The following is an 18,937-nucleotide window of genomic DNA, read 5'->3' as shown; positions in this document are numbered from 1 at the left end:
GCCCATGAAGACCCTGCTGTTTCCGTTCGTTGCCGCACTGGCGCTGGCCGCCTGCTCGCCGTCGAAGATCGAGTTCCAGATCGACAACCCGACCGACACGCCGCTGGCGCTGAGCATCGATGGCAAGGACCTGCCGGTCGCCGCGCACGGCTCGCGCCCGGTTTCGCTGGCCATTGGCGAGCATCGCCTGCACACCGACACGCTCGGCGATGTGCGCTTCATCGTCTACGTCGATGGCCGCGGCGGCCTGATCAACCCGACCCTGAGCGAGTACGTGATCGCTCGCGAGGTCTATGTCACCGACGAGAGCAAGCTGAAGAACTTCGGCACCGGCAAGGTCGGCATCGAGCTGGGCGGCGTCGACTTCGAGGGCCCGTTCGAGAAGAGCCACGAACTGTTCATCGACAAGACCTGGACCTACGGCGTGCGCGAACCGTTCCCGAAGGAAAAGGTGGTCGCCCACGTCGATTCCAGTGGTGGCCAGATCGTCGCCAAGGTGTTCACGGCACCGGATTTCATCGCCTACGTCGAGGAAGGCATGGGCGAGCCGGGCGCGTTCAAGCGCGAACAGCCGGCCGGCTACGTGGCCCCGGCATACAGGCTTGAACCGGCACCGGCCAGCCTGCCGGCGCTGGCGCCGGCGTTCGAGGCGCATGCCGCGCCGCTGCGCGAGGTCTACGCGCAGTGGCTGAAGGCCACCACCGCCGATGAACAGAAGGCCCTGCGCAAGCAGGACTTCGCTGCGCAGATGGCCTTCACCTCGGCCACTGCCACCCTGGGCAGCGGCCTGGGCCGGGAGGCCAACGAGGCCTACAACGACTTCGTTTCCCAGCGCAGCCAGTTGATGGGCCGCAGCGCCCTGGTGGTGCCCTGAGCTGACTGGCGCCGCCTGCCCGGCTGCGCTACCGTCGCCTTCCAGACGAAGGCGTACGGGTGGTTTGCACGCATTCGGCTAGAATTGCCCCCTTCTTTACACGACGGCTTCCGATGAATCCGAACTACCTCGACTTCGAGCAACCCATCGCCGACCTGGAAGCCAAGATCCAGGAACTGCGCAACGCCAGTGCCGGGCCGGCGGTCAATGTCGAGGCGGAAGTGCACGCGCTGCAGGACAAGCTGCGCATGCGCACCGCGCAGATCTTCCGCAACCTGACCTCGTGGCAGGTGCTGCAGCTGGCCCGGCACCCGTCGCGTCCGTACACCGCCGACTACATCCGCGTCATGTTCGATGAGTTCCAGGAGCTGGCCGGTGACCGCGCCTTCGCCGACGACAAGGCGATCATGGGCGGCCTGGCCCGCATCAATGGCCGCGCGGTAATGGTGATCGGCCACCAGAAGGGCCGCGACACCAAGGAAAAGATCAAGCGCAACTTCGGCATGCCCAAGCCGGAGGGTTACCGCAAGGCGCTGCGCCTGATGAAGATGGCCGAGCGCTTCGGCCTGCCGGTGCTGACCCTGATCGACACCGCCGGTGCCTGGCCGGGTATCGACGCCGAATCGCGCGGCCAGTCCGAGGCCATCGCGCGCAACCTGATCGAGATGGCCGAGCTGAAGGTGCCGATCATCTGCACCGTGATCGGTGAAGGCGGCTCCGGCGGCGCGCTGGCGCTGGGCGTGGGCGACCGCACCGTGATGCTGGAATACGCGGTGTACTCGACCATCACCCCGGAAGGCTGCGCCTCGATCCTGTGGAAGGACGCGGGCAAGGCCAAGGAAGCGGCCGAGCAACTGGGCCTGACCGCCCCGCGCCTGAAGAGCCTGGGCCTGGTCGACAAGGTCGTGCGCGAGCCGACCGGTGGCGCCCACCGCAACCCGACCCAGATGGCCAAGCGCCTGAAGGCCGTGCTGCTGAACGAGCTGGACGCGCTGGAAAAGCTCTCCACCGAGCAACTGCTGGAGCAGCGCTACACGCGCCTGCGCAGTTACGGCACGTACGAAGCGGCCTGATTCATCGGCTTGTTACTTTCTTGCTCGTGCAAGAAAGTAACCAAAGAACACGCCGCCGAACGCGAGCCGGTGCCACGCACCGGTTCCCTGCGCTTCTCGGTGAATCAGGGGACGGCGCCGAACTCGCTGCGCTCAGACATCGGCGCCTCTTCGCCCCTGTTTCACCTGCGATGCTCGGCTCGCTCATGGCGGACCTGAACATCAAATGCCACAGCTGCACCCAGTAGATCCACGCCATGCGTGGATGCATCTGTGCGATGCGCTGCGCGCCCCGTTCAGAACGGCTTGGCCAGCACCAGCCACACGATCGGAATGAACGCCAGCAGCGGGATCTCGTTGATCCAGCGCAGCGCGCGCGACGACGGCAGCGCCCTGCCCTTGGCCACGCCCTTCAACAGACGGCCGATCCAGCTGAAATACACCAGCAGCACCACCACCAGGCCCAGCTTGGCGTGCAGCCAGCCAGCGCCGCCCGGCGCGACCATGGTCGGGAAATCCGGGATGACCTTGTAGCCCAGCCACAGCACCAGGCCCAGCACAAAAGCCAGGCCGAACATCGAGTGGCCGAAACGGTACAGGCGCAGGCCCATCAGCTGCAGGCGCTCGGTCACCGCTGGCTGGCCTGCGGTCTCGGCCAGGTTGACCAGGATGCGCGGCAGGTAGAACACCGTGGCCATCCACGCCACCACGAACACGATGTGGAAGGTCTTGACCCAGTAGTAGCTCTGCATGCGCTCGCTCCGGCGGCTGGCGTAGGTTGGCGGCCATTCTCGCATGCCGTGGCGAAGCCGCCGCAGGCACGCCCGCCGCGACACATCGACGCATGGCGCGCCGCAACACCGTACGATAGGCGCCGTTTTCCCCGATCGCGCACCGCCCCATGGACAAGACCTACGACGCCGCCTACTTCCAACGCTGGTACCGCCGTGCCGACATCGGCGGCAGCGCCCGCCTGGCGCGCAAGGTTGCGTTGGCCGTGGCCAGCGCCGAGTACTACCTGGAGCGGCCGATCCGCAGCGTGCTGGATATCGGCTGCGGTGAAGGCGCCTGGCGCGCGCCGCTGCTGAAGCTGCGTCCGAAGGTCGAATACCTGGGCTTCGACAGCAGCGAGTACGCTGTGCGCCGCTACGGCCGCACCCGCAACCTGCACCTGGCCCACTTCGGCGACTTCGCCTGGCTGCGGCCCTGCGCGCCGGTCGACCTGCTGGTGTGTTCGGACGTGATGCACTACGTGCCCGACCGCGAGCTGCGCGCCGGCCTGGCCGGCGTGGCCGAGCTGACCGGCGGCGTGGCCTTCCTGGAGACCTTCGCCGCCGAAGACGCGTTCGACGGCGACCACGAGGGCTTCCAGGCCCGCCCGGCACGCTGGTATCGGCGGACGCTGGCCCGGCACGGCCTGCAGCCGGTCGGGTCGCACTGCTGGCTCGGCCCCGCCCTGGCAGGCGACGCCGCCGCGCTGGAACGGATGTGAATCCAGATTCATTATTTTCAGCCAACTTAACCTGCGGGACACCCGGATGGGATATGCTGCGCGGCAACATATGACCATACATATTCGGTCGTCATGCTCTATCAACTGCACGAACTGACCCGCAACCTGCTCGCCCCCTGGGTGCACCAGGCCCAGGCCAACGCCAGATTCTTCGCCAACCCGGGCCACTGGTGGTCGCAGATGCCCGGCGCCGATCGCCTGGCGGCGGTCAATGAGCTGTTCCACCGCATCGGCAAGGATTACGAGAAGCCCGAGTGGGGCATCAACGAAATCGAGGTCGACGGCGAGCGCGTGCCGATCGTCGTGCACGAGGAAGTGAGCAAGCCGTTCTGCAAGCTGCTGCGCTTCAAGCGCCACAGCAATGAAGCCGAACAGCTGCACACCATGCTCAACCAGCCGTTCGTGCTGGTGGTGGCACCGCTGTCCGGGCACCACGCCACGTTGCTGCGCGATACCGTGCGCACGCTGCTGCGCGACCACCGTGTATACGTCACCGACTGGGTGGACGCGCGCATGGTGCCGGCCAACGAAGGCGAGTTTGGCCTGGACGATTACATCGCCTACATCCAGGAGTTCATCCGCCATCTGGGCGTCGAACGCCTGCACGTGGTCAGCGTGTGCCAGCCGACGGTACCGGTGCTGGCCGCGGTTTCACTGATGGCCAGCCGTGGCGAGCCGACACCGCGCACCCTGGTGATGATGGGCGGCCCGATCGATGCACGCTGCAGCCCGACCGCAGTGAACAACCTGGCCACGCAGAACCCGCTGTCGTGGTTCGAGAACAACGTCATCCACACCGTGCCGGCCAGCTATCCCGGCGCCGGCCGCCGCGTGTATCCGGGCTTCCTGCAGCACGCCGGCTTCCTGTCGATGAACCCCAGCCGCCACTTCAGTTCGCACTGGGATTTCTACACCGACCTGGTCAAGGGCGACCTGGAAGACGCCGACGCGCACCGTCGCTTCTACGACGAGTACAACGCGGTGCTGGACATGCCGGCCAAGTACTACCTGGATACCATCCGCGTGGTGTTCCAGGACTTCCTGCTGCCGCGTGGCGAGTGGGTGGTCAATGGCGAGAAGGTCGATCCGTCGGCGATCCGCGATACCGCGCTGCTGAGCATTGAGGGCGAACTGGACGACATCGCCGGACTCGGCCAGACCGAAGCAGCGCAGGCGCTGTGCACCGGCATTGCTGCTGACCGCCGCGAGCATTTCATCGTCGAAGGCGCCGGCCACTACGGCATCTTCAGCGGCCGTCGCTGGCGCGAAGTGGTGTACCCGAAGGTGCGCGACTTCTTCGCCGCGCACGCCGAAGCCCCGGCGGCGAAGGCTACGAAGAAGAAGAGCAACGTCACTCCGTTGCGGCGAAAGGCGGGGTAACTCCCCGCCGTGGGGTCGGATCCCTTTCCAACGGGAAGGGCACTGACCCAGCATGATGGGATCCGGGGTCAGAGCCCTGCTCTGCGAACAGGAATCCGACCCCTGGCCTGTTACAACCGCACCAGCAGGTTCTTGGCAATCAGCCCGTGCAGCTTGCCGATGCCCCGTGCCAGGTGCATCGTCAACAGCAACAGCAGCACGCCCACGGCTGCGATCACGATGCCCACCAGCGGCGAGGCGGCCATCGGCAACACGTTCACGCCATCGATGTAGACACCCGGAATGTCACCGCTGAACAGCGCGGCCACCGGCGCCCAGATGAACCCCAGTGACAGCGACAGCAGCGTCACCGCGATGGTGAAGTAGACCACGCCCAACGGCAGCATCAGCACGAAGTACAGCAGGGTCAGCCAGGTACGGCCATCGGTGAACATGTCGCCGATGCGCTGCAGCCACGTGCGGCTACGGTCGGTGTAGCGCGGACGGCGCGGCATGCGCTCGCCCAGCAATGCTTCCACCAGCCGCCCTTCCAGCAGCGCCAGCCCGCGCACTGAGCCGAAGAACAGCACGGTCAGCGGAATCCCGACGATCAGGATCAACAGGCCGAGCGAGAGCGACAGGCCGGTCACCACCCAGGTGAAGAAGAAGATGCCGGTGGCCAGCGACAGCAGCATGTAGAACAGCGCGCCATAGGTATGCGGATCGGCCACCACCCCGAAGAATCGCGCCAGCAGCGAGCGTTGCACCGGCGCCGGCGGCGGCGCGGCCGGTTCGACGCCACTGGCTTCGGCAGCGGCACGCAGTACCGGCGCGGTATCCGCACGCGGCGTACGCAGCGCGCGGTTCACCGTCACTTCGGTCTCGCGGTAGATGTCGGCCACTTCGTCCGGCGCGCCATAGCTGCCGGCCACATCGGCGATCACCTCGGCCTCGCTGCGGCCGGGCTGCGCCGCCAGCTCCGAGCGCAGGTATTCCTCGGCGTCGTACAGCGCGTCCTGCACCATCGCCGGATCGGCACCTTCCAGCGCAGCGCGCAGCTGCGCCAAGTACTGCGGAATGGTGGTCGGCAGGGCGCGGCCTGCCAGGCTCGGGTCGTTCATTGCGGTACCCCCTCCAACACGGAATCGACGGAATCACGGGTGGCCTGCCACGCCTGGCGCCACTGCGCCAGCACCTCGCGGCCACGTTCATTGATGCGGTAGTAGCGCCGCGGCGGCCCGCTGCTGGACGGTTCCACATGGCTTTCCAGCAGGCCGGCGCCCTCCAGGTTGCGCAGTACCGGGTACAGCGCGCTCTGCTTGCCGCTCAGCACGCCCTCGCCCACCCGCTCCAGCTCCTTGGCAATGAGGTAGCCGTACAGCGGCTCCCCGGCCCGGGCCAGCACCGCCAGCAGGGCCAGCGACACCGTTCCGGCGCTGAGTTCCTTCTGGAACTTCTTCAGGTGGACATCGTCCTCGGACATGGCCGGTCCTCCACTACGTTGAAGTCCACAGTAGTGCGAAGTTCGGTATAGCGAATGTGTCGTTAGTCACTCTGCCGGTTGGCGTGACCGAATTGCTCACGCAGAATCGAAGCCTCGTTCATGTTCCGGGGTTCCCATGCCGCACCGTCGTCGCCTTGCCCTGACCGCCCTCGCCCTCGCCCTCGCCTGCCTGCTGCCCGCCGTGGCCAGCGCGGCCACGCCCTACCGCAGCCCGCAGCAGATCCTGGACGCTTCGGCCGCCAGCGACTGGCGCACCCCCGACCCGGCCAATCTGCTGTACATGGACCTGCCGGCCGGGCGGGTGATCATCGAGCTGGCGCCGCAGTTCGCCCCGCGCCATGTCGCCAACATCCAGACCTTCGCCCACGAGCACTTCTGGGACAGCACCAGCATCTACCGCTCGCAGGACAACTTCGTGGTGCAGTTCGGCGATGCCGACGCCGATGACGCAGCCAAGGCCAGGCCGTTCGGCAGCGCCGCGCGCAAGCTGCCGGCCGAGTTCGAGCGCGCCAGCGCCGGTCTGAAGGTCAACGTGCTGCCGGATCGCGATGGCTGGGCCGCGCAGACCGGATTCGTCGACGGCTTCCCGGTCGGCCAGGACCCACAGGCCGGCAAGGCCTGGCTGGCCCATTGCTACGGCATGCTGGGCGCGGGCCGCAGCAACGAGGAAGACAGCAGCATCGGCGCCGAACTGTACGTGGTGACCGGCCAGTCACCGCGTCAGCTGGACCGCAACATCACCCTGGTCGGCCGCGTGCTGAAGGGCATGGAACTGCTCAGCGCGACCCCCCGCGGACCGGCGCCGATGGGCTTCTACACCGACCCGAAGCTGCGTACGCCGATCATGTCGATCCGCCGCGCCAGCGATGTGCCGGCGGCCGAGCGCACGCCGATCCAGGTACTGCGTACCGACTCGAAGACCTTCGCCGATACGGTGGAGGCGCGGCGCAACCGCGTGGATGATTTCTACAAGCGCCCGGCGGGGCATATCGATCTTTGCAATATCCCGGTGCCGGTGCGCTGATGGTTTCCTGCGTGTGACGCGTGCTGAAGGGGCTTCATTGTTCATGGGCGTCACTTTTCTTTTCGCGCGAAAAGAAAAGTAACCAAAAGAAACGCGCCGCCGGGTCGCGAGCCGCCGTGCTTCGCACGCCGGTCCCCTGCGCTTCTCGGTGAATCAGGGGACGGTGCCGAACTCGCTGCGCTCAGACATCGGCACCTCTTCGCCCCTGATTCCCCTGCGATGCTCGGCTCGCTCAAGGCGGACCCAGTTCAAAGGCCACAGCTGCACCCAGTAGATCCACGCCATGCGTGGATGCTCTTGCTGTTGATCTTGACCTTCCAGTCCGCCTTGAGCGAGCCGAGCACCGCAGGTCCGGCGAGGGCGAAGAGGCGCGGGTGTCTGAGCGCAGCGAGTTCCCGCGCCGTCCCTCGACGGGCGGAGGAGCGCAGGGCACCGGTGCGCAGCACCGGCTCGCGGCCGGCGGAACGTTTCTTTTGGTTACTTTTCTTTGCGTACAAAGAAAAGTAACGCCCATGAACAGTGAAGCACCTTCAGCACGCGTCACGCGCGAAACCGCTCAGCCCTTCTGACTCACCGCCACGCTCCCCAGAATCAGCGCACCAGCAATCAACATCTGCACCGTCACCACCTCCCCCAGGAACAACCACGCAAACGCCGCGCCGAACAGCGGAATCAGGTAGGTCACCGTCGACGCACGCGACGGGCCGATTCGGCCAATCAGGCGGTAAAACATCAGGAACGCCAAGCCGGTACAGGCCACGCCCAGCGCGATCGCCGCGCCCCAGGCCTTGGCCGGGATCGCCGCCTGCGGCCAGTGGATCACCGCCATTGGCAGCATCCACAGCGAGGCGCACGACAGCGTTGCCGCCGCGGCGGCGGCCGACGGCAACCCGGTCATGTGCCGCTTCACCAGATTTACGCCCAGACCGTACAGCAGCGATGCCGCCGCACCGGCCAGCACTGCGGTGCCGATGCTCAGGCCGGAAACCTTGGCCGTGGCCAGCACCACCACGCCGGCGAAGCCGACCAGCAGCGCCCCGGCACGGCGCATGCCGATCTTCTCGCCAAAGAACAGGAACGCGATCAGCGCGGCGAACAGCACCGTCATCGCATTGCAGATCGCACCGATCGCAGCCGGCGCCTGCTCGGCGGCATAGGCAAACAGCACGAACGGCAGCGCCGAATTGATCAGGCCGATCGGCGCCAGCCACAGCCAGCGGCGCGGCGGGAACTGCGCGCGGGCGCGCCACAGGAACGGCAGCAGCACCAGCGCGCCCAGCGCCAGCCGCACCTCGACCAGCGCGAATGGGCCGAACGACGGCACCGCCACCCGCATGAACAGGAACGAGCAGCCCCAGATGGCGCCCAGCAGGGTCAATTCCAGCGGCGTGCGCCAGTCGCGCTCGGCCGCCTGTGGGATCGCATTCATGTCCTGCCTCCGTCCATCGTCTGTTCCTCGCCAAGGCAGACAGGATCAGGCGCAGACGCCCGCCGCACAAGCGCGTAGTATCGCTGTCAGCCACAAATATGGTTTGAGGCTTGACATGCAGCTACGCCCTTCCCTGCTCCCCGCACTGGCCGTGTTCGCGGTCGCCGCACGGCACCAGAATTTCGCCCAGGCCGCGCAGGAGCTGCACCTGACCGCCAGCGCGGTCAGTCACCACGTGCGCCGCCTGGAAGAAGTGCTGGAAACCCGGCTGTTCCTGCGCCACGCCCGCGGCGTGCGCCTGACCGCCGAGGGCCGGCAGCTGGCCGACGCCGCCAGCGCCGCCTTCACCGATGTCGCGGCGGTGGCCCATCACCTGCAACCGGATGCCGACAGCGTGCCGCTGCGGATCACCACGCTGCGCTCGCTCTCGTACTGCTGGCTGCTGCCGCGACTGCCACGCTTCACCCAGGCCTATCCACACATCCGCATCGAGCTGCACACCGGCAGCGGGCTGGATCGCTACGACGACAACGGACCGGAAGTCGGCATCCGCTACGGGCTGGGCCAATGGCCGGGCCTGCGTGCACAGCACCTGATGGATGACTTCCTGTTCCCGGTGGCCTCACCGGCGCTGACCGGGGTCGAAGCACTGGTTGATCCGGCGCGCATCGCCGACCTGCCGCTGCTGACCGACCTGTCGCCGCAGGGCTGGCGTGACTGGTTCCGCCACGCCGGCGTGCGCCCACCGTCGCCCCTGCCGCCGATGCACACGTTCGCCGACAGCACCGACGCGATGCGTGCGGCGGTGTATGGCATGGGCGCGGTGCTGGCGCGCACCCACATTGCCCAGCCCTACCTGCAGCGCTACGAGGTGGTGCGCCTGCCCGGTCCGGCATTGAAGGCACGCTATGCCTACCACGTGGTGCACGCAGAAGGGCAACCGCCGAGCCCGGCCGCGCGCCTGTTCATCGACTGGTTGCTGGAACAGGCGCAGGACGAGCGCACGCCGATCCCGGCATTGCCGGACAGCCTGCTCGGGCGGCCGGCGACGCACGCCTGACTGCGCCCTCACCCGTTCTTTGCCTCACGCTGGCTAGGCTGCTGGCGAACCCACAACGTACCTATGCCATGGCCATGCTGCGACTGCGCATCACCGGAACCGAAGACGACGCCCGCGCCATCAGCGACCTGCTGCTCGGCCTGGACGGCATCGAACATGTCGAGGAAACCGACGACCTGATGCCGCACATGGACGACGACGATTCCAGTTCGGCCGGGCTGTCCGATGACATCGGCCCGGGCATCCACGAGTTGGAAGTGGAAGTCGGCAATGAAAGCACCGCGCAGAAGGTGCGCGATGCGGTGCAGGAACTGGCGCTGGAGCTGGATGTGTTCGTCGAGTACGAGACCGACGAGGGCTGATGCCGGCTGACGGCCCGCATCAGCCTTCACCTCAGCGGTTGGGCGGTAGCTTGCGACGGCGGCGACGCCACCCTGCCCGCACACCCCAGGCCGCGATCAAGGCCAGCACCGCCACCGGCAGCAGCGCGGCCGCGGCGCGGATCAGGAACGCAATGCTGGTGCTGAGGATGCTGCCCGACTCGCTCAGCGCCTCGCCGATCTCGCTGCGGCTGCGCTGGCCCGAGGTGGTGTCGAAGTGGATCGTCACCAGCTGGGTATCGATGCGCCGGCGCTGCTGCGCGGCATCCTTGTTGGCCTGCTCGACACCCGCTTCGATCTCCGACAGGCGCGTGGTGATCGCCATCAGGTCTTCGATCTTCAGGTCCTTGCGGTCCTGGTAGGACAGCAGGCGGGCGTGCTCCTTTTCAAGCCGTGCCTTGGTCAATGCCGTGTCGGCCACCGCCTGCGCGAGATCCTCGGCGCGCGTATTGCGCGACTGCAGCTTGCCGCCTTCACCAGCCATCGCGATCAGCGGCTCGGTACCCTTCGGGGCGATGCGCACCTTCACTTCACCGCTGGGCTGCTCGCCGCCGTGCTGCTCGACCTGCAACACTGCACAGTCGCCGAACTTCGCGCTCTGGCAGGCCTGAGCGATCTGCTGGATGCGCGGTGCGATCTGCGCCGCTTCCAGCTGCACCTGCACGTCATGTTCGTAGGCCAGGAATGCGCCTTCCGGCGACGCGATGGCAGCCTCGGCGGCCGTGGCGCCCGCATCCCCCACCATGTCGCCCTGCTTGGCGCAGGCGCCCAGCGCCAGCAGCAGTACCGGCAGCGCCGCCCTGCGCGTCCACGCTCGCACCGGCCTCACAGTGCCGCTCCGTCGTAGGAGGTCACCGAAAGGCCCGCCAGATCGACCTGCGGCACGCAGCGCACGTTCACCGCCACCATCGGTGTGCCGGTACGCGGATCGACCGCTTCGCTGTAGGGAGCGATACCGCATTCGCGGCAGTGGTGGTGGTCGATGTGGGCCTTGTTGAAGTGGTAGGTGGCCACGTCAGCCGGATCGGTGGCCAGCTGGAACGCCGCACGCGGAGCGAACCACAGCAGGCTGCCGCAACGCCGGCACATCGAACAGTTGCAGTCGATGACGTCGCTGATCGGCGCCTCGGCCTGCACGGTGAATGCGATCCTGCCGCAATGGCAGCTTCCCTGGTATTCCATGTCCTGCGCTCCTTTGGAGGGTCCTTGAATCCGCCCATGGTAATCCTATGGCACGGGGACAAAGCAGCAACGGGGCCCTATGCTCAGGGTTTGACCCCGTACAGGAATGCCGATGCGCCCGCATCTTCTTGCCCTCGCCCTGGTCGCCGCGCTGGCCGGTTGCCAGCCGGCCGACGCCCCGACCACCGCTTCCACCCCGGCCGCCAGCCAGCAGGCCGGTGACGCGGCGGTCGATGCCGCCTTCGCCGATCTGTCCAAGCGCGCCCTGGACACCTGGATGCAGCTGTCGCCGGTCAGCGCCACCCAGATCGGTGACCACCGCTACGACAGCGAGCTGGACGACCTGAGCGCCGCCGGCCAGCAGAAGACCGTGGCCGCCTACAAGGCGCTGCTGGGCGAGCTGGACAAGATCGAAGTGGCCAAGCTGGGCCGCGAGAACCAGGTGGACGCGGCGATCCTGCGCAACCAGCTGCAGTCGGAAATCTGGAACGCTGAAGTGCTGCAGTCCGGCAAGTGGGACCCGCAGCTGTACAACGGCATCGCCGGCAGCGCGATCTACGGCCTGATGGCGCGCGAGTTCGCACCGCTGCCGGAGCGCCTGAAGGCGGCCACCGCGCGCATGGAAAAGCTGCCGGCGATCTTCGCCCAGGCGCGCGAGAACCTGGATCCGGCCCGCGTGCCGAAGATCCATGCCGAGACCGTTGCCAAGCAGAACAAGGGCATCCTCAGCATCGTCGATACCTTCATCACCCCGCATATCGGCGAACTGCCGCAGGCCGACCAGCAGCGCCTGCAAGCGGCCATCGACGGCCTGAAGAAGGCCGTGGACGAGCAGCAGACCTGGCTGGACAAGACCCTGGTGCCGAACGCCAAGGGCGACTTCCGCATCGGTGCGGAGAAGTACGACCAGAAGCTGAAATTCGCGCTGAGCTCCTCGCTGTCGCGCCAGGAGATCGGTGAGCGTGCGCGCGCCGAACTCAAGCGCGTGCGCGAGGACATGTACGGCATCGCGCAGACCGTGCTGAAGGACAAGCCGGGTGCACCGGAGACGCCGGCCCAGCCGACCGACGAGCAGCAGCAGAAGGCGATCGAGGCCGCGCTGGAACTGGCCTACGCCGACAAGCCGGCACGCGACAAGGTGGTTGACGATGCCAAGGCCGCGCTGGAGCAGTCCACCGCTTTCGTGCGCGAGCACGATCTGATGACGCTGCCCGATGCGCCGGTGGATATCATCCTGATGCCGGAATTCCAGCGTGGCGTGGCCGTGGCCTACTGCGATTCGCCGGGCCCGCTGGACAAGAACCTGAAGACCTTCTACGCCGTGTCGCCGATTCCGGACGACTGGAACGAGAAGCAGGTCGACTCGTTCCTGCGTGAGTACAACTCGCGCATGATCCACCTGCTGAGCATCCACGAAGGCACCCCGGGCCACTACCTGGAAGGCTGGCACTCGGCCAAGTTCCCCTCGACCCTGCGTGCGGTGCTGCGTTCGGGCCTGTTCGCCGAAGGCTGGGCGGTCTACACCGAGCGCATGATGCAGGAGCAGGGTTACCTCAACAACGATCCGCTGTTCCACCTGGTGCAGCTGAAGTTCTACCTGCGCACGATCTCCAACGCGATCCTCGACCAGGGCGTGCACGTGGACAACTGGGATCGCGAAAAGGCGATGCACCTGATGACCCACGACGCGTTCCAGCAGGAAAGCGAAGCGGCCGGCAAGTGGGTGCGCGCGCAGCTGACGTCGGCACAGCTGCCGACCTACTTCGTCGGTGCGCAGGAACACTTCGACACCCGCAAGGCAGTGCAGGAGAAGCTGGGGGACAAGTTCAACCTGAAGGCGTACCACGACCAGGTGCTGTCCTACGGCGCGCCGCCGGTGCGTTTCGCCCGCCAGCTGATGCTGGACCAGCCGATCGAGTGATCGGGACGGTGTGAGATGAAGCGGAGCGGCCCGGGGAAACCCGGGCCGCTTTCTTTGTTCGCCCCTGCTTGGGCTGCTGCCGGATCAGAGCAGATGGATGTACATTTTCTTTGAGCCCAGCCGCAGATCCACGAAGTACTCGGCACCACAGCCACGACAGGCTGCAGGACAATCCTCATCACTGCCACGCTCGTTTTCCAATGAGCCAGCCACGACTGGGTATCCGCACTCGAAACAGTTGAAAGCCACATGGTTGCCATGCGGATCAGCAGGGATCTGGTCACCCTCACCGTCCATCACCAGGAAATCCGTGATTCTCATTTCCACTCCCTCCCGCTGAATTGAGGACGAAAGACGAGCCGAACATCTAGCGTCAGTTGTGCGAAAACAACGCGCGGATTGCACCACAGCGTGGCGCTTTACGTCCGCATCAGATCTCGATGCGTCGAAGCAATTGCCTGGGCTCCGCCTCCGTGCCCCGTTCAAAAAGCCTTGAAGCAATCACTGCTCCGCGGCCACGAAACCACCGGTCTGTCGCGCCCACAAGCGCGCGTACAGGCCACCGGCCGCGATCAGTTCGGCATGACTGCCGGTCTCGACGATGCGGCCCTGGTCCATCACCACCAGCCGGTCCATGCGCGCGATGGTCGACAACCGGTGCGCGATTGCGATCACCGTCTTGCCGCCCATCAGCTCATCCAGGCTGTCCTGGATCGCCGCTTCGACTTCCGAGTCCAGTGCCGAGGTCGCTTCGTCCAGCACCAGGATCGGCGCATCCTTCAGCAGCACGCGGGCAATGGCGATGCGCTGGCGCTGGCCACCGGACAGCTTCACGCCGCGCTCGCCGACATGCGCGTCGTAGCCACGGCGCCCCTGCCCGTCCACCAGAGTATCGATGAAGGCCTCGGCACGCGCCTTGGCTACGGCAGCACGCAGCTGCTCCTCGGTCGCGTCGGGGCGGCCGTACAGCAGGTTGTCGCGGATCGAGCGATGCAGCAGCGAGGTATCCTGGGTGACCACGCCGATCTGCTGGCGCAGGCTTTCCTGGGTGACGTAGGCGATGTCCTGGCCGTCGATCAGGATGCGGCCGCTCTCCAGGTCGTACAAGCGCAGCAGCACGTTCACCAGGGTCGACTTGCCGGCACCGGAAGGACCGACCAGGCCGATCTTCTCGCCCGGCTTCACCACCAGGTCGAGGCCGGCGATCACGCCGCCCTTCTTGCCGTAATGGAAGTGGATGTCCTGGAACTGCACGCCACCACGGGTCACCTGCAGCGGCACCGCGTCCTCGCGGTCCTGCACGGTCAGCGGCTGGGCGATGGTGGTGATGCCATCCTGCACCGTGCCGATGTCCTCGAAGATGCCGTTGATGGTCCACATGATCCAGCCGGACATGTTGTGGATGCGGATCACCAGGCCGGTCGCCAGGGTGATCGCGCCCACGGTGATATGGCCACCATTCCACAGCCACAGCGCGAGCCCACAGGTACCGGCAATCAGGAAACCGTTGACGATGGCGATGGTCAGGTCCATGCCGGTGGTCACCCGGGTCTGCGCGCGGTGCTTGACCGCCAGTTCCTGGATCGACTCGGCCACGTAGGCCTGCTCGCGCCCGCCATGGGCGAACAGCTTCAGCGTGGGAATGTTGGTGTAGCCATCGACGATGCGGCCCATTGCCTTGGAGCGCGCTTCGGACGCAATCCAGGCCCGTTCCTTCGCGCGCGGCACGAAGTAGACCATGATCACCGCATAGGCGAGCAGCCACAGGACCAGCGGCACCATCAACCGCCAGTCCGCCTGCGCGAACAGGTACAGCGCCGTGCCGGTATAGACCACGATGTACCAGAGCGAATCGACCATCTGTACCGCCGACTCGCGCAGCGAGGTACCGGTCTGCATGACCCGGTTGGCGACACTGCCGGCGAAGTCGTTCTGGAAGAAGCTCAGGCTCTGCCGAACCACGTAGTTGTGCATCAGCCAGCGCGAGCGGTTGCTCAGGCCGGGCACGATCGCCTGGTTGACCAGCAGGTTGTGCAGGCCGACCAGGATCGGCCGCGCGATGACCGTGATGAACAGCATCCAGCCCAGTTCATTGGCATGGCGCTTGAAGAAATCGGCACCGGGTTGCTCGGCGACCATGTCGACGATGCGGCCCAGGTAATCGAACATGGCCACTTCCACCAGCGCCAGGAGCAGGCCGGCGATGAGCGTGGCCAGCAGCACCGGCCACACCGGGCGCAGGTAGTGCAGGTAGAACGGCAGCACCTTGCGCGGTGGCATGCGCCCATCCACGGGCGGGAACACCGGAATCAGGGATTCAAACCAACGGAACATCGCATTCCCTCGCCATCAATAGCCGGCGGAGTATCCCACGCCGGATGTGTACGCCGGCCGACGATGCCGTGGCGCCGGTAGTGCCGGCCGCTGGCCGGCAACCTCGCGACGTTTCCAGGGATCATGAGGTTGCCGGCCAGCGGCCGGCGCTACCCTCATTCTTTGACCGGGGTGAACAGCAGGTCCTGGAAATCGAAACTGAAATCGGTCAGGTCGGAAATCGGCTGCATGCGCACCTCACGCACCTTGCCATCCGGGTCCAGGCTGAAGTTCACGAACGCATCGGCGTTGAGCGAACGGTCGCCCCAGCGCACGATGAAGGTGTCGTGCTGCCAGTGCTCCAGGCGCCCGCTCAGCTGCGCGGTCTTCGCAAAGCGCAGGTGCAGGCCCTTGCCTTCGGCGCTGATCTGCATGTCGCCATACCAGCGGTCACGGAAGCTGCCGGTGTAGCCGGCCAGCGCCAGCGATGGCCTGCTGCCCTTGTCGCGTGCGCTCTGGTGCTTGGCCCAGGCCTCGTCGGCCTTGTCCTGGCCCTTGGCCACGGCCTTGGCATAGGCGTCCACCCAATCGTGCTTTTCTCCGCCCAGGTAAGCGTCAAGCACGCTCAGGGTGATCGCATTGAATGCCGCGCCCACTTCCTGGTTGGTCAGCACCACCACGCCCAGCTTCTCGCCTGGCACCAGGGTCAACCGCGAGACCATGCCCGGCCAGCCACCGGTATGCCAGACCAGCTTCTGACCACGGTAGTCGCTCAGGCTCCAGCCTTCGCCGTAGCCAGCGAAGTTGGCCCGCGCCGGTGCCAGCTCCGGCACGCTCGGCGCCGGGATCGACTGCGGGGTGATCATCCGCCACATCTGCTGCTGGCTCTTCTCGCTGAACAACGGCGTGCCGTCAGCCAGCTTGCCTCCGGCCAGCTGCACCTGCATCCAGCGCGCCATGTCGTGCGCGCTGGAATAGATGCCACCGGCGCCGGCATTGTTCGACCAGGTCAGCGGTGCAACGGTGCGCAGGTCCTTGAAATCGTACTTGGCGTGGCCGACCGCCGCCTTGTCACCTGGCTTCAGGTGGTCGGCGTTGTAGCGCGTGCCAGCCATCCCCACCTTGTCGAAGATGCGCGTCTGCAGGAACTGCTGGTAGCTCATGCCGGACACGCGCTCGATCACCTGTTGGGCGACCGCGTACAGGATATTGTCGTAGGCATAGCTTTCGCGGAAGCCGCCCTTCAGCGGTACCCTACCCAGTCGCTCCACCACTTCGGCGTTGCTGTAGGAGGTAGCCGGCCAGAACAGCAGGTCACCGGCGCCCAGGCTCAGCCCGCTGCGATGCGACAGCAGGTCGCGGATCGTCATCTGCCCGGTCACGAACGGATCGGACATGCGGAACGACGGCAGGTGGTCGATCACCTTGTCATCCATCTTCAGCTTGCCGTCCTCGGCCAGCAGGTTCAGCGAGGTGGCGGTGAACGCCTTGGTATTGGAAGCGATGGCAAACAGGGTGTCGGCCTGCACCGGTTCCGGCTTGCCCTGCTCGCGCACGCCCCAGCCACGTTCCAGCACCACCTGGCCATCCTTGACCACGGCCACGGCGATGCCGGGCACGTCGAACTGCGTGCGCACGCGCTCGACGGTCGCATCCAGGTCCTGCAGCTGCTGCGGGGTCGCCGCATTGGCCATGGTCGTGCACGCCAGCAGCACGGCTCCTCCGATCCAGGTTTTCATCGAGCACCATCTCCGAACAGGGGTCGCGGCCATGTGCAGGCCGTCACCGGGGTTTCGCAGGATGGTAACGGTCGCCGATGCACCCTGCCCCGTGCCAAAGGAGGGGTGTCATGGGCGGGAACGGCCAACCAAGCAACGGCTCCACCATCATTCCGTGCCTGCGCTACCGCGACGCGCTGGCCGCCATCGACTGGCTGCAACGGGCCTTCGGCTTCCATGCCCAGGCCGTGTATGCCGATGGCGATACGGTTTTCCATGCCCAGCTCACCTTCGGCAACGGCATGATCATGCTCGGCTCGGCCAACAACCAGAGCGCGTGGAGCGAACACGCGGTCCTGCCCGGAGAAGTCGGCGGCCGCCAGACCCAGAGTGCCTGCGTGATCGTCACCGATGTCGATGCGCACTATGCGCGGGCCAAGGCGGCTGGGGCGCGCATCGTCATCGACATTGCCGACCAGGACTACGGTGGCCGCGGCTACGCCTGTGCCGATCCTGAAGGCTACCTGTGGTGGTTCGGCAGCTACGACCCCTGGCGCGAGGACCACGACCAGTGACCGCGACCGCCCGGCAGGCGGAGATCCGCTGCGGCATCGGTGGCTGGGTGTTTCCCGAGTGGCGCGGCGGCATGTTCTATCCGGTGGGACTGCCGCAGCGCGAGGAACTGGCCCATGCCAGCCGCGCCCTGCGCTGCATCGAGATCAACGGCACCTTCTACCGCACGCCGACTGCGGCCCAGTGCGCGCAGTGGGCCGCGCAGACGCCGGAAGGCTTCCGTTTCTCGATGAAGGCGCCACGCTACCTGGTGCAGCGCCGCGACCTGGCCAGCACCGTGGAAGCGGCCACGCCGTTCCTGCAGGCGGCACTTGCGCTGGGTGACCGGCTCGGCCCGCTGCTGTGGCAGTTCGATCCGCACCATCCGGCCGACGCCGATGCATTGGAAGCGCTGATGGCGCAGCTGCCGAAGCAGCTCGAGGGCGTGCCGTTGCAGCACGCTCTGGAAGTGCGCAACGCCGAGGCACATGGACCGGCTCTGGTCGCCGCCGCGCGCCGCCACGGCGTGGCGCTGGTGATCGAGGACAGCGACGAGGCGCCATTGCATGGCGATGTCAGTGCGGGCTTCGTCTACGCGCGGATCAAGCGCAGCCAGGCCCGCTTGAACGAGGGCCTGCCTGCGTCCGTGCAGCAGCGCTGGGCTGAACGCGCACGACGCTGGTCACGCGGCGAGCCGGTGGACGACCTGCCCTGCCTGGCCGGGCCCGCCCCGGAAACCCCGCGCGAGGTCTACCTGCTGTGCATCGGTGCCGGCAAGGCCCGCAACCCGGCCGCAGCGATGGCCCTGCAGCGCCTCATCGACGGCGCCAGCGGTCCAGCCCCCACAGCAGGGTCCAGCCCACCACGAACACGCCCGCAACGCGCAGCACGTTGAGCAGGAAGGCCGCCAGCCCCAGGCGTTGCAGTTCGAGGAATGGATACGGCGCCTGTCCGGTCATTGCAGCGACCAGCATCGCCCAGCCAAGGTAGACCAGCGGTACCAGCAGCACGCCGCCAGCGCAGCGCGCCGTGCGGCAACAGCAGCAGCCACCCCAG

At 66.6% G+C, this 18,937-nt stretch carries 20 protein-coding genes; 10 read left to right on the top strand and 10 right to left on the bottom strand.

Going from position 1 to position 18,937, the window contains the following annotated elements; translation table 11 throughout:
- Positions 1-4 precede the first annotated feature (4 nt).
- Positions 5-874, top strand: a complete 870-nt coding sequence (locus ACZ75I_RS06300) for a hypothetical protein (protein ID WP_472958835.1) — start codon at positions 5-7, stop codon at positions 872-874.
- 113 nt (positions 875-987) lie between these two features.
- Positions 988-1,947, top strand: a complete 960-nt coding sequence (locus ACZ75I_RS06295; protein WP_005415839.1) for an acetyl-CoA carboxylase carboxyltransferase subunit alpha — start codon at positions 988-990, stop codon at positions 1,945-1,947.
- A 275-nt stretch (positions 1,948-2,222) separates the two neighbouring features.
- On the opposite strand, the gene ACZ75I_RS06290 is transcribed toward ACZ75I_RS06295, so the two are convergent.
- Positions 2,223-2,678 carry a CopD family protein gene (locus ACZ75I_RS06290; protein WP_053497082.1) on the bottom strand — a complete coding sequence of 152 codons (456 nt, stop codon included), beginning with the start codon at positions 2,676-2,678 and terminating at the stop codon, positions 2,223-2,225.
- A gap of 149 nt (positions 2,679-2,827) precedes the next feature.
- On the opposite strand from ACZ75I_RS06290, the gene ACZ75I_RS06285 reads away from it, so the two are divergent.
- Complete coding sequence (locus ACZ75I_RS06285; protein ID WP_188217952.1) at positions 2,828-3,418, top strand: class I SAM-dependent methyltransferase; 591 nt, start codon at positions 2,828-2,830, stop codon at positions 3,416-3,418.
- 93 nt (positions 3,419-3,511) lie between these two features.
- Positions 3,512-4,819: a polyhydroxyalkanoate depolymerase gene (locus tag ACZ75I_RS06280; RefSeq protein WP_061480170.1), complete on the top strand. Its 1,308-nt coding sequence runs from the start codon at positions 3,512-3,514 to the stop codon at positions 4,817-4,819.
- Positions 4,820-4,929: 110 nt separating this feature from the next.
- On the opposite strand, the gene ACZ75I_RS06275 is transcribed toward ACZ75I_RS06280, so the two are convergent.
- Positions 4,930-5,919, bottom strand: a complete 990-nt coding sequence (locus tag ACZ75I_RS06275) for a sensor domain-containing protein (RefSeq protein ID WP_180870767.1) — start codon at positions 5,917-5,919, stop codon at positions 4,930-4,932.
- A complete protein-coding gene (locus tag ACZ75I_RS06270; RefSeq protein WP_004150914.1) occupies positions 5,916-6,281 on the bottom strand; it encodes a PadR family transcriptional regulator in 366 nt (121 codons plus the stop codon). Before ACZ75I_RS06270 ends, ACZ75I_RS06275 begins: the two co-directional genes overlap by 4 nt.
- A 136-nt stretch (positions 6,282-6,417) precedes the next feature.
- Here ACZ75I_RS06270 and ACZ75I_RS06265 point away from each other — a divergent pair, with 136 nt between their 5' ends.
- Complete coding sequence (locus ACZ75I_RS06265; protein WP_472958834.1) at positions 6,418-7,326, top strand: peptidylprolyl isomerase; 909 nt, start codon at positions 6,418-6,420, stop codon at positions 7,324-7,326.
- Between the two features lie 556 nt (positions 7,327-7,882).
- Here the strand turns inward: ACZ75I_RS06265 and ACZ75I_RS06260 are convergent.
- Positions 7,883-8,755 carry a DMT family transporter gene (locus ACZ75I_RS06260; protein ID WP_472958833.1) on the bottom strand — a complete coding sequence of 291 codons (873 nt, stop codon included), beginning with the start codon at positions 8,753-8,755 and terminating at the stop codon, positions 7,883-7,885.
- A gap of 115 nt (positions 8,756-8,870) precedes the next feature.
- On the opposite strand from ACZ75I_RS06260, the gene ACZ75I_RS06255 reads away from it, so the two are divergent.
- Positions 8,871-9,815 carry a LysR substrate-binding domain-containing protein gene (locus ACZ75I_RS06255; protein ID WP_472958832.1) on the top strand — a complete coding sequence of 315 codons (945 nt, stop codon included), beginning with the start codon at positions 8,871-8,873 and terminating at the stop codon, positions 9,813-9,815.
- A gap of 68 nt (positions 9,816-9,883) precedes the next feature.
- Positions 9,884-10,177: a hypothetical protein gene (locus tag ACZ75I_RS06250; RefSeq protein ID WP_005415831.1), complete on the top strand. Its 294-nt coding sequence runs from the start codon at positions 9,884-9,886 to the stop codon at positions 10,175-10,177.
- Between the two features lie 31 nt (positions 10,178-10,208).
- Here the strand turns inward: ACZ75I_RS06250 and ACZ75I_RS06245 are convergent, their stop codons facing one another.
- Positions 10,209-11,024 carry a DUF4349 domain-containing protein gene (locus ACZ75I_RS06245; protein ID WP_472958831.1) on the bottom strand — a complete coding sequence of 272 codons (816 nt, stop codon included), beginning with the start codon at positions 11,022-11,024 and terminating at the stop codon, positions 10,209-10,211.
- Positions 11,021-11,377 (bottom strand): GFA family protein, encoded by a 357-nt coding sequence (locus tag ACZ75I_RS06240; protein WP_180870778.1) that lies wholly within the window; start codon positions 11,375-11,377, stop codon positions 11,021-11,023. Before ACZ75I_RS06240 ends, ACZ75I_RS06245 begins: the two co-directional genes overlap by 4 nt.
- Positions 11,378-11,489: 112 nt before the next feature.
- On the opposite strand from ACZ75I_RS06240, the gene ACZ75I_RS06235 reads away from it, so the two are divergent.
- Entirely contained in the window at positions 11,490-13,298 is a 1,809-nt protein-coding gene (locus ACZ75I_RS06235; RefSeq protein WP_180870780.1) for a DUF885 domain-containing protein, read from the top strand.
- Positions 13,299-13,382: 84 nt separating this feature from the next.
- Here the strand turns inward: ACZ75I_RS06235 and ACZ75I_RS06230 are convergent, their stop codons facing one another.
- The 3 genes from ACZ75I_RS06230 to ACZ75I_RS06220 form a co-directional block, all read right to left on the bottom strand.
- The gene (locus ACZ75I_RS06230; RefSeq protein ID WP_072166827.1) at positions 13,383-13,619 is read right to left on the bottom strand and encodes a hypothetical protein; all 237 of its coding nucleotides are present in this window, start codon (positions 13,617-13,619) and stop codon (positions 13,383-13,385) included.
- Between the two features lie 180 nt (positions 13,620-13,799).
- The gene (gene smrA / locus ACZ75I_RS06225; protein WP_061480683.1) at positions 13,800-15,632 is read right to left on the bottom strand and encodes a multidrug efflux ABC transporter SmrA; all 1,833 of its coding nucleotides are present in this window, start codon (positions 15,630-15,632) and stop codon (positions 13,800-13,802) included.
- Positions 15,633-15,787: 155 nt separating this feature from the next.
- Positions 15,788-17,350, bottom strand: a complete 1,563-nt coding sequence (locus tag ACZ75I_RS06220; protein WP_472958829.1) for a serine hydrolase — start codon at positions 17,348-17,350, stop codon at positions 15,788-15,790.
- 110 nt (positions 17,351-17,460) lie between these two features.
- On the opposite strand from ACZ75I_RS06220, the gene ACZ75I_RS06215 reads away from it, so the two are divergent.
- Together ACZ75I_RS06215 and ACZ75I_RS06210 are read left to right on the top strand one after the other, a co-directional pair.
- Positions 17,461-17,904, top strand: coding sequence for a VOC family protein (locus tag ACZ75I_RS06215; protein ID WP_346476551.1), 444 nt, complete (start codon positions 17,461-17,463; stop codon positions 17,902-17,904).
- A complete protein-coding gene (locus ACZ75I_RS06210; RefSeq protein ID WP_242890151.1) occupies positions 17,901-18,776 on the top strand; it encodes a DUF72 domain-containing protein in 876 nt (291 codons plus the stop codon). Before ACZ75I_RS06215 ends, ACZ75I_RS06210 begins: the two co-directional genes overlap by 4 nt.
- Here ACZ75I_RS06210 and ACZ75I_RS06205 read toward each other — a convergent pair.
- Positions 18,697-18,891: a hypothetical protein gene (locus ACZ75I_RS06205; protein WP_472959067.1), complete on the bottom strand. Its 195-nt coding sequence runs from the start codon at positions 18,889-18,891 to the stop codon at positions 18,697-18,699. The two genes, ACZ75I_RS06210 and ACZ75I_RS06205, sit on opposite strands and share 80 nt — an antisense overlap.
- Between the last annotated feature and the right edge of the window lie 46 nt (positions 18,892-18,937).

It is taken from the genome of Stenotrophomonas sp. X (assembly GCF_055721025.1).
The sequence above is the reverse complement of the archived record's forward strand: the minus strand, read 5'-3'. Positions and strand labels throughout refer to the sequence as shown.